6 protein-coding genes are annotated in these 9332 nt (G+C 49.1%); 2 read left to right on the top strand and 4 right to left on the bottom strand.

Features of this window, described 5'->3' with window-relative positions:
• Nucleotides 1–376: 376 nt before the first annotated feature.
• From EOO50_RS10215 to miaB, 4 genes are all read right to left on the bottom strand, one after another.
• On the bottom strand, nt 377–1438 hold the full coding sequence (locus tag EOO50_RS10215; RefSeq protein ID WP_290839793.1) for a hypothetical protein: 1062 nt from the start codon (nt 1436–1438) through the stop codon (nt 377–379).
• A 50-nt stretch (nt 1439–1488) separates the two neighbouring features.
• Nucleotides 1489–1998, bottom strand: a complete 510-nt coding sequence (locus EOO50_RS10210) for an LptE family protein (protein WP_290839790.1) — start codon at nt 1996–1998, stop codon at nt 1489–1491.
• A gap of 61 nt (nt 1999–2059) precedes the next feature.
• Nucleotides 2060–3316, bottom strand: a complete 1257-nt coding sequence (locus EOO50_RS10205; protein ID WP_290839788.1) for a sigma-54 dependent transcriptional regulator — start codon at nt 3314–3316, stop codon at nt 2060–2062.
• A 216-nt stretch (nt 3317–3532) separates the two neighbouring features.
• Nucleotides 3533–4978 carry a tRNA (N6-isopentenyl adenosine(37)-C2)-methylthiotransferase MiaB gene (miaB, locus tag EOO50_RS10200; RefSeq protein WP_290839786.1) on the bottom strand — a complete coding sequence of 482 codons (1446 nt, stop codon included), beginning with the start codon at nt 4976–4978 and terminating at the stop codon, nt 3533–3535.
• A gap of 189 nt (nt 4979–5167) precedes the next feature.
• On the opposite strand from miaB, the gene EOO50_RS10195 reads away from it, so the two are divergent.
• Together EOO50_RS10195 and topA are read left to right on the top strand one after the other, a co-directional pair.
• The gene (locus EOO50_RS10195; protein ID WP_290839784.1) at nt 5168–6727 is read left to right on the top strand and encodes a T9SS type A sorting domain-containing protein; all 1560 of its coding nucleotides are present in this window, start codon (nt 5168–5170) and stop codon (nt 6725–6727) included.
• Nucleotides 6728–6811: 84 nt separating this feature from the next.
• Complete coding sequence (topA, locus tag EOO50_RS10190; protein ID WP_290839782.1) at nt 6812–9331, top strand: type I DNA topoisomerase; 2520 nt, start codon at nt 6812–6814, stop codon at nt 9329–9331.
• The last annotated feature ends 1 nt before the right edge of the window (nt 9332 follow it).

The following is a 9332-nucleotide window of genomic DNA, read 5'->3' as shown; positions in this document are numbered from 1 at the left end:
GAAGCTTGACAAGCGTAACTACATCGAGGGCACTAAGCTGCTCGGCTCTTACTTGCACTACATCGCAGAGGAGCCCATGGACACAAAGTAAATTACTTGATACAGACGAAAAAAGCTCAATGAACGATTCCATGCCATGCATCGCATTCACGGTTTAGGCGAGTATCCCTTGTGTATATGGCGCTTTTTGTTGTATTCAAGAAACCCATAATTCTCACCCGTTCGAATAGCTCGTTCGACTACCAAGATTACCACTCCCATTGCCCATTAATACCATCTAGTCATAACTTCGTAATCCATTAAAAGGTGCCTGCCCAGGGATCTGTACCTCAGACCCGCTCAATCGCTCAAGCGCCTCGCGAGATCTCGTAACCCGTCACTCATACGCCTGAATCGCTTTTTCAAACTTTTTTTGCTCGAGGTAAACACGCGCCAAAGTTTCAGTCATCAGGTACGAATTGTCGGCCTGGCTTGGCTCGAATATGAACGATTGCGGCTTCACGTCCTGCTTGATCTGCGGGATTTTCGGATTGGTTTCAATGAAACGGTCAATCAGTTGATTTTTTTTTTGCCGCTCTGAATCCATTTCAAAGTCGTCGCCGTCATTCGTGTCGTTTGAAGATCCGGTTTCATCTTCGGCGGTTTGGACGACTTCGGCCGCACGTGTTTCTTCCTCGCGATCGATCGGTTTTATCTTGGAAAGTTGCAGCCATTCCTGGAACGAATGCTTTTCGTTTTGTGAAAAATCGAGAGGCGTCCCGATTTCGAGATTCTGCTTGGCAGTTTCGGCGACTTCTTCGCTTTCGGCAATCGGTTCGGGTATTATCTCGACCGGTTTTTGAGGCGCCTTGATTTCGACAGCATCTTCAACCGTGATCGTTTTGGCGAATTGTTCGGCTTCTTTTATCGAATCCAGAATCGATTGTGTCGCGGGATCGGGTTTGGGCGTTTCGTCGGTCGGCTCGGTTTCGACGATCGGTTCGGTTTCGACTTCAAAGGTGTTTTCGATCGGAACAAAGTCTTCCCCGGTAATGAAATCGTCGACCGGTTCATCGTCCAGGAATTCCTGAGTCGGAGTATCGACAACAGGCAATTCGACGAATTCTTCGGCCGGAATCGGTTCGATGTGTTCGATGCCCGACACCGTGATCGCGTGAAGTTCCTCGCGTTTCTTATCGTAGATGCCTTTGTCGACCGACGTAAATCCGTCCGACGTTATGAAATCGAACAACACGCTTCGGTCTGCCGTAAACGCGGCCGTGACTTTGAGCGCGTAGTTGTATCGGAAACTGTCTTCGTTGTACAAACCTTTCAACCGCAACGCGCGCGCACTTTGGAAGTACGGGAATTCGGCGACGATCTTGTCGAGCTCGTCGGTCGTTTTCGCGTTCACCGTTTCGGGATGATTGAGCAGGTATGTAAAGTCGCTGACGTTCAAAGTCTGGATTTATAAAGGCTGAAATTAAACAAATTCCGCAAAACGGCAAATTACCACTTCGCGAGCGATTCGTTGAAAATATCTTGAGTAATTCGTGTGAAAATTTCGTCGAGTGCCGTGGTCAGTGTCGATCCGATGAGTTGCGACTGGGCCGGAAAGTCATAAAAAAACGAAAAGCTCTTGTCAAAATCGTCCTTCTCGTTTTTCTTGTTCTTGAAATGCACCATGACCGTGATCGTCAAACGGTTTTGGGCCGCGCGTTGGTCAGCGGTCGCGGTCATCGGCGTGATGCGATAATCGGTGATTTCACCTTCGTAAAGCAAATCGCCACCCGAATTAGTAAGGCTCAAGTTCGTTTGGTTCTGGATCAAATCCTGCAATGCGAGCGTGAACGTACGGTCTATTCCGGGTTCGATGAGTTCGGCGTTGTTCTGGAAATAATTCACTTGGAAGGTGTCGGCGTCGATTGCGCCTGTCGTTCCCGTGAAATTGTAAGTGGCCGTGCATCCGCTAAGCAGCGAAAACGAGCAGAATGCAAGAAGCAATTGTAATTTTTTCATCGTATTTGTGCGATTTCGGTCGTCACGTCCATGTAATCAAGGGAGTTGAAAGATAATCAACTTACTCCAAATCAAATTGTTTTATTTTTCGATACAACGTGCGTTCCGAGATGCCGAGCTCGTTCGCCGCGGCCTTTCGTTTGCCTTTGTTGCGCTGCAGCGCCTTTTTGATCATTTCGATCTCCTTTTGTTCCAGGCGAAGCGTTTCTTCCTCCTCGACGGTTTCGGCGAAATCGTAATCTTCATCCTGCGGTTGGGCGGCGATCGGGGCTTTTTGCGTCGGAAATACTGAAACGCGGTGCGGTTGTTCGAAGTCGACTTCGTGATCGTCTCCGTTTCCGTAAATCTTCTGGATCAAACCCGAATTGTCTTCCTGCACTTTCGACGCCCCGTTTTTCATGAGTTCGAGCGTCAATTTCTTGAGGTCGTTCAAGTCGCTTTTCATGTCGAACAGAACCTTGTACAGGATTTCGCGTTCGGTACCGAAATCGCTATCGTTTTTCTTGTCCGAAACGACCGATGGCAAATTGCTGCCTTGGGACGGCAAGTACGATTGCAGCGTGCGTGCCGAGATGTCGCGTGTGGTTTCCAACACCGAAATCTGTTCGGCTATGTTGCGCAACTGACGGATGTTTCCGCCCCAGCGATAGCGTATCAGCGACTCCACGGCCGAATCGTCGAGCTTGATGGGCGGCATTTTGTATTTGTGGCCGAAGTCCGATGCGAATTTCCTGAACAACAAATGAATGTCGTCCTGACGTTCGCGCAATGGCGGCAGATGGATTTCGACGGTGCTCAACCTGTAATATAAATCTTCGCGGAATTTTCCTTTCGCGATCGCGTCGGTCATCGCCACATTTGTCGCGGCCACGATTCTCACGTTTGTTTTTTGCACCTGGCTCGATCCGACTTTGATGAATTCTCCGTTTTCGAGCACGCGCAACAGGCGAACCTGCGTCGTCAATGGTAATTCTCCGACCTCGTCTAAGAATATCGTTCCTCCGTCGGCGACTTCGAAATAACCTTCACGAGTCGACGTCGCGCCCGTGAACGAACCTTTTTCATGTCCGAAAAGTTCCGAATCGATCGTGCCTTCAGGGATCGCGCCGCAGTTTACGGCAATGTATTTCCCGTGTTTCCTGTGCGAGAGCGCGTGTATTATTTTGGGAATGCTTTCTTTTCCGACGCCGCTTTCTCCGGTCACGAGAACTGAAATGTCGGTCGGCGCGACCTGCATCGCTTTCTCAACCGCCCGGTTTAGTTTCGGGTCGTTGCCGATGATTTCGAAGCGTTGTTTTATGGCTTGTATTGATTCCATTTTAGTGCTGAAGTGCTAAAGTGCAAAGTGCCGAAGTTTGACGAACGACAAATGGCGAATGACCAAGGACTTTGCGTGTCATAAAAAACGTTGTTGCAATCTTGTTCCTAATATTTTTCAAGCTAAATCGGCAATATATTCTTCTTCCGAAACCCAAATTTGCCAATCTTGCAAGATCGACTCGTTGGTCTTTCGTCTTTCGTCATTCGTCGTTCTTCAATTCATCTCCGAATACCCGATCGCTTCCCCAATCAACGTCGCGCTCGTACACGAATCGATTCGCACGAGAACGAAATCTCCGGGTTTGTAATGTTCTTTCGGGAAAACGGCGACTGTATTTTGTGAGTTTCGGCCGCTCCATTGTTGGTCGGAACGGTGCGATTCTTTCTCAATGAGTACTTCGACGATCTGGCCTACGAACTGTTGTGTGCATTCCAATGACAATTGGCGTTGGGTTGCGACGATTTCGTTGAGTCGGCGTTTTTTGACATCGTCGGGAATATCGTCGACCATCTTGCGTGCGGCCAATGTTCCCGGACGTTCCGAATAGGCGAACATGAAACCGTAATCGTATTTTACGTATTTCATGAGCGATAATGTATCTTGGTGATCTTGTTCGGTTTCGGTCGGGAAACCGGTGATCATGTCTTGTGAAATGGCGCAGTTCGGGATGATCGAACGGATCTTGTCAATCAACGCCATGTATTCTTCGCGTGTATGCTGTCGGTTCATTTCCTGTAGGATGCGCGTGCTTCCGCTTTGAACGGGCAAGTGGATGTAATTGCAGACGTTATGGTTGTTCGCGATCACGTGCAATACTTCCTCGTGCATGTCCTGGGGATTCGACGTAGAGAATCGGAAGCGCATCTTCGGGTAGGTTTTTGCGGCCATGTCGAGCAATTGCGCGAAATCCACGGCCGTCGCTTTTTGCATTTCGGACGCTTTTTCGAAGTCTTTCTTCAAACCGCCGCCGTACCAAAGGTAACTGTCGACGTTTTGCCCGAGAAGGGTGATTTCCTTGAAACCTTTCGACCACAGGTCGGCGATCTCTTCCATGATGCTTTGCGGTTCGCGGCTTCGTTCGCGGCCTCGCGTAAACGGAACGACGCAAAACGTACACATGTTGTCGCAACCGCGTGTGATCGACACGAAAGCCGTCACGCCGTTGCTGTTGAGGCGAACCGGTGAAATGTCGCCGTAGGTTTCTTCTTTCGAGAGGATGACGTTTATCGCATCGCGGCCTTCTTCGACTTCGGCCAAAAGATTCGGTAAATCCTTGTAAGCATCGGGTCCGACGACGAGATCGACGATTTTTTCTTCTTCGAGGAATTTCGATTTCAAGCGTTCGGCCATGCAACCCAAAACGCCCACTTTCATTCCTGGATTCACGCTTTTGCGCGCATTGTAGAATTCAAGGCGTTTGCGTACGGTTTGTTCGGCCTTGTCGCGGATCGAGCAGGTGTTGACCAAAACCAGATCGGCTTCTTCGAGCACGCTGGTCGTGTTGTAACCTTGTCCGGCAAGGATGGACGCCACAACTTCACTGTCAGAGAAATTCATCTGGCAGCCGTAGCTTTCTATGAACAGCTTTTTGGTGTTTTCAGGTTTTTGTTGGAGTACGAGGCTTTCGCCTTGTTTTTCTTCTTCGATGACTTTTTCCATAAATCTTTACGCACGTAAATCAAGACGGCAAAGATACAGGAAAATTGATAAGAGTGACAAGATGGCAGTTGTGTATTTAACATTGTTTTCTATATTTGAGAAAACGCAGCAAATGAGGAAACTTTACTCTCTACTTTTATTATCGCTGTTATTTCGATCACAAATGCGCAAGCGCCCGGGTTTGATTATGTGAAATTTGTTTCGGGTATCGGCAATGACTATATTGATGAAATCTCGTCGGACGCTTCGGGTAATTTGTATGTGAGTTGTACGGCGACGAGTGCTGAAACGAATTACTTCGGTACGACGGCTGCGAATTCCTTGTCGGCATCCATCCAAAAGTTGAATGCTTCGGGCGAGCTTTTGTGGCGGTCGGCTTCGCATCAAATCATTCCGGGACTTTTGGTCAGTGCGATTTATCCGTCGGCGTCGGGAGATTTTTATATGTTGGCGTCGGTGCAATCTACGATTACGATCGGTACGAGTACTTTCGCGCCAAGCGACGAGCTCAAAACCATCGTACTTAAGACGAACTCCAGTTTTACGCCGATTTGGGCGGTTCCGATAAGCGGTCCGGGACTTATCGGTTCGGGAATTTCGATTAATGCTTCGGGTGATGTCGCACTTGAAGGATTGTTCACGGGCGCGCAACTTACGGTCGGAAACCAGTCGGTAAATAATTTCGTGGCCGATTACGCCGACGCGTATTTCGCAGGAATAAATTCGCAAGGGAACGTAATTTTCCTTAATAAAATGGGCGGCGGTTCAGCCGATAATTCCCAAGGTTCGGTCATCGATAATCAAGGAAACCGATATTTCGCGGTTTCTTCGATGAGCCCGCAAACGTATTTTGGCGACACGTATTTTGATTCGTTCGGCGACACCGACGCATTCCTGATCAAATTTTCTCCATCGGGAACCATGGAATGGATACGCCATTACGGGAGCGACGACACCGACAGCATCGGAAGTCTTGCCATCGCATCAAATGGCGATGTGCTTTTTGCAGGTTTGTTTGACGGATCGTCGATCACGTTCGCGCCGATCCAGCTATCAGGCGTTTCGACGGGTTGCACATATGTCGCAAGAGTAACTCCAAATGGCGACGCTGTATTCGCGCGTAAAGGCGTGAGCAATTCAGGCGTGCAATCGTTCGTGGGCGACTTGGGCGTGGACGCCGAACAGAATATTTATTTGTCAGGTTCGGTAAAAGGAAACGCGGCCAACTTCGGAAACGGGATCACGCATACGGCGGTCGGCTTTGGGCACGGTACGTTTCTTATGAAGATCAATGCCGACGGCACGACCGATTGGCTCAAAACATCGGGCAAGACCAATTCATTCGCGGCTTCAAAAGTGCATTTGACGCAGGACGGCGATTTATATCATGTGGCGAGATTCATTTCGGCGACAACGACTGTGGATTCGGTCGTATATCCGAACCAAAGTGAAAACTCGCTCCACGATGGTTTTTTGGCGAAAATTGGGAGCGAATCACTCGTCACGGAACGGTTTGACATAGATAGTTTCACGTTTTTCCCGAATCCGGCGCGCGAAATCCTGCATGTAAACGGTGATTTTCCGAACGATTTTATACCTTATTATATATATGGTATTGACGGACGCGTAATTCGCAGCGCGAACATGAGCGTTGTTGGAAACCAATCGGATATTGACGTGTCGGCGCTTGCATCGGGAATCTATATCCTCAAATCGGAACACTTTCAAACGAGGTTCGTCAAGCGGTAATCGCGTCTAAGTTTTTTGCACAAAATCGCGGCGAGAGGCAATATTTAAATTTTTACCCTACTTTTGCGCCAAACAAAATCGGTTATGGCAAAGAATTTAGTAATTGTGGAGTCGCCTGCAAAGGCTAAGACCATCGAGAAATTCCTCGGTAAGGATTTTCAGGTGGAATCCAGCTACGGGCATATCGCCGACCTTCCGTCAAAGGAAATCGGGGTCGATGTGGAGCACGGCTTCAAACCCAAGTACGAAGTGTCGCCTGACAAGAAAGCGCTCGTCAAGAAATTGAAGGATCTTTCCAAGAATGCCGAAATGGTTTGGCTGGCTTCCGATGAGGACCGCGAAGGAGAAGCGATTTCGTGGCATTTGGCCGAAGAACTCAAACTTGACAAATCCAAGACGAAGCGCATCGTTTTTCACGAAATCACAAAGACCGCAATTTTGAAAGCGATCGACAATCCGCGTGGCATCAACTACGACTTGGTCGACGCTCAGCAGGCACGACGCGTTTTGGACCGATTGGTCGGATACGAATTGTCGCCCGTCTTGTGGAGAAAAGTCAAAGGCGGATTGAGCGCAGGACGCGTGCAGTCGGTTGCCGTGAGATTGATCGTCGAAAGAGAGCGCGACATCCAGAATTTTACGCCCGTCGCCTCGTATTCGGTTACAGCCGAGTTCATCAATGAAGCTGGAAAAACCGTAAAAGCGCGTTTGCCAAAGAACTTCAATACGAAAAAAGAAGCCGAGGATTTCCTTTCGAAAAACATCGGATCCATATATAAGGTAGCCGACCTTGAGACAAAACCGGCCAAAAAATCACCCGCCGCACCGTTTACGACCTCGACCTTGCAACAGGAAGCCGCGCGTAAATTGTACTTGCCCGTCGGGATCACGATGCAGGTCGCGCAACGTTTGTACGAAGCCGGACTCATCACTTACATGAGAACCGACAGCGTCAACCTTTCAGGCGAAGCGATGGCGGCCGCGAAAAATGAGATCACGGTTTCTTATGGAGCCGAATTCTCGAAACCAAGGAATTTCGTGACGAAATCCAAAGGCGCTCAGGAAGCTCACGAAGCGATCCGTCCGACCGACATGACGCGTCATACGATCACTGCCGAACGCGACCAGGCCCGTTTGTACGATTTGATCTGGAAAAGGACATTGGCGTCCCAGATGAGCGATGCCGAATTGGAGCGTACGAACGTGACGATCTCAGCGAACAACCACGGCGAGAACTTTATCGCATCGGGTGAAGTGCTCAAATTCGAGGGCTTTTTGAAAGTCTATCTCGAAGGACACGACGACGAGGAAGAAGAAACCGAAGGCATGTTGCCTGCGCTCAAAGTAGGCGAGAACCTGAAGAACGAATTGATAACGGCGACTGAAAAATACACGCGTCCGTCGGCGAGATATACTGAAGCTTCGCTCGTGAAGAAACTCGAGGAACTTGGCATCGGACGACCATCGACATATGCGCCGACGATTTCGACGATCATCAACAGGACATACGTCGAGAAAGGAAATATGGAAGGGCAGGAGCGCAAATACACGCAACTGGTCTTGCAATCGGGAAAATTGACTGAGAAAGTTTTGAGTGAAAATACGGGTTCCGACAAAGGAAAACTTGTTCCGACCGACATCGGTACGATTGTGACCGATTTCCTCGTCAAGAATTTCGAGGCGATCATGGATTACAACTTCACGGCCAAGGTCGAGGAAGACTTTGACGAAATCGCCGAAGGAAACCGCAACTGGTCCAAGATGATGCAGGAGTTTTACGATAAGTTCCATCCCAATGTGAAGCAAGTCGAGGAACATGCCGAACGTGAAAGCGGGGAGCGCATTCTTGGCGTCGATCCGAAATCAGGGAAACAGGTCAGCGTTCGTTTGGGCAAATTCGGTCCGATGGTACAAATCGGGGAAGCCGACGATGAGAACAAACAATTCGCGAGTTTGATGAGCGACCAAAATATTGGGAACATCCGCCTTGAGGACGCGTTGAATTTGTTCCTGTTGCCGAAAAGTCTCGGAACTTACAATGGCGAAGAAGTCGAGGTGAACAACGGTCGATTCGGTCCGTATGTTCGTTTCGGTAAAACATTCATTTCGCTTCCGAAGGGTGAAAATCCCATGGACGTGACATCGGCAAGAGCCATCGAACTCATAGACGAAAAGAACAAAGCCGACGCGCCGATCGCGATGTACGACGGAATGCCCGTGCAAAAAGGTGTGGGTCGTTTCGGTCCGTTCCTCAAATGGAACAATATGTTCATCAACGTGAACAAGAAATATAACTTCGACGCTTTATCGCAAGCCGATGTCGATAGCCTGATCGTCGAAAAACTCCAGAAAGATGTCGATAAGATTATCCACAACTGGGAGGACGAAGGCATCAAGGTCGAGAAGGCGCGTTGGGGAAAAACGGTGATGACCAAAGGCAAGATCAAGATCGAGTTCGGCAAGGATTTCAACGCCGAGGCCATGACGCTCGACCAGGCCAAGGAAATGATAGCGGCCAAGACGCCGGCAAAGAAAACGCCAGCCAAGAAAGCGCCGGCCAAAAAAACGACAACTGCAAAAAAGACAACCGTAAAAAAGAAATAGT

The sequence above is a fragment of the Flavobacterium sp. genome (genome assembly GCF_004211145.1).
GTDB lineage: Bacteria > Bacteroidota > Bacteroidia > Flavobacteriales > Flavobacteriaceae > Flavobacterium.
Note: the sequence above shows the minus strand (reverse complement) of the source record. Positions and strands in the feature narration are given on the sequence as shown.

Bases quoted from the DNA above. Each gene is read 5' to 3' on its own strand.
- EOO50_RS10210 (WP_290839790.1), bottom strand. From the start codon at position 1,998: ATGAAAAAATTACAATTGCTTCTTGCATTCTGCTCGTTTTCGCTGCTT.
- EOO50_RS10205 (WP_290839788.1), bottom strand. From the start codon at position 3,316: ATGGAATCAATACAAGCCATAAAACAACGCTTCGAAATCATCGGCAAC.
- miaB (WP_290839786.1), bottom strand. From the start codon at position 4,978: ATGGAAAAAGTCATCGAAGAAGAAAAACAAGGCGAAAGCCTCGTACTC.
- topA (WP_290839782.1), top strand. From the start codon at position 6,812: ATGGCAAAGAATTTAGTAATTGTGGAGTCGCCTGCAAAGGCTAAGACC.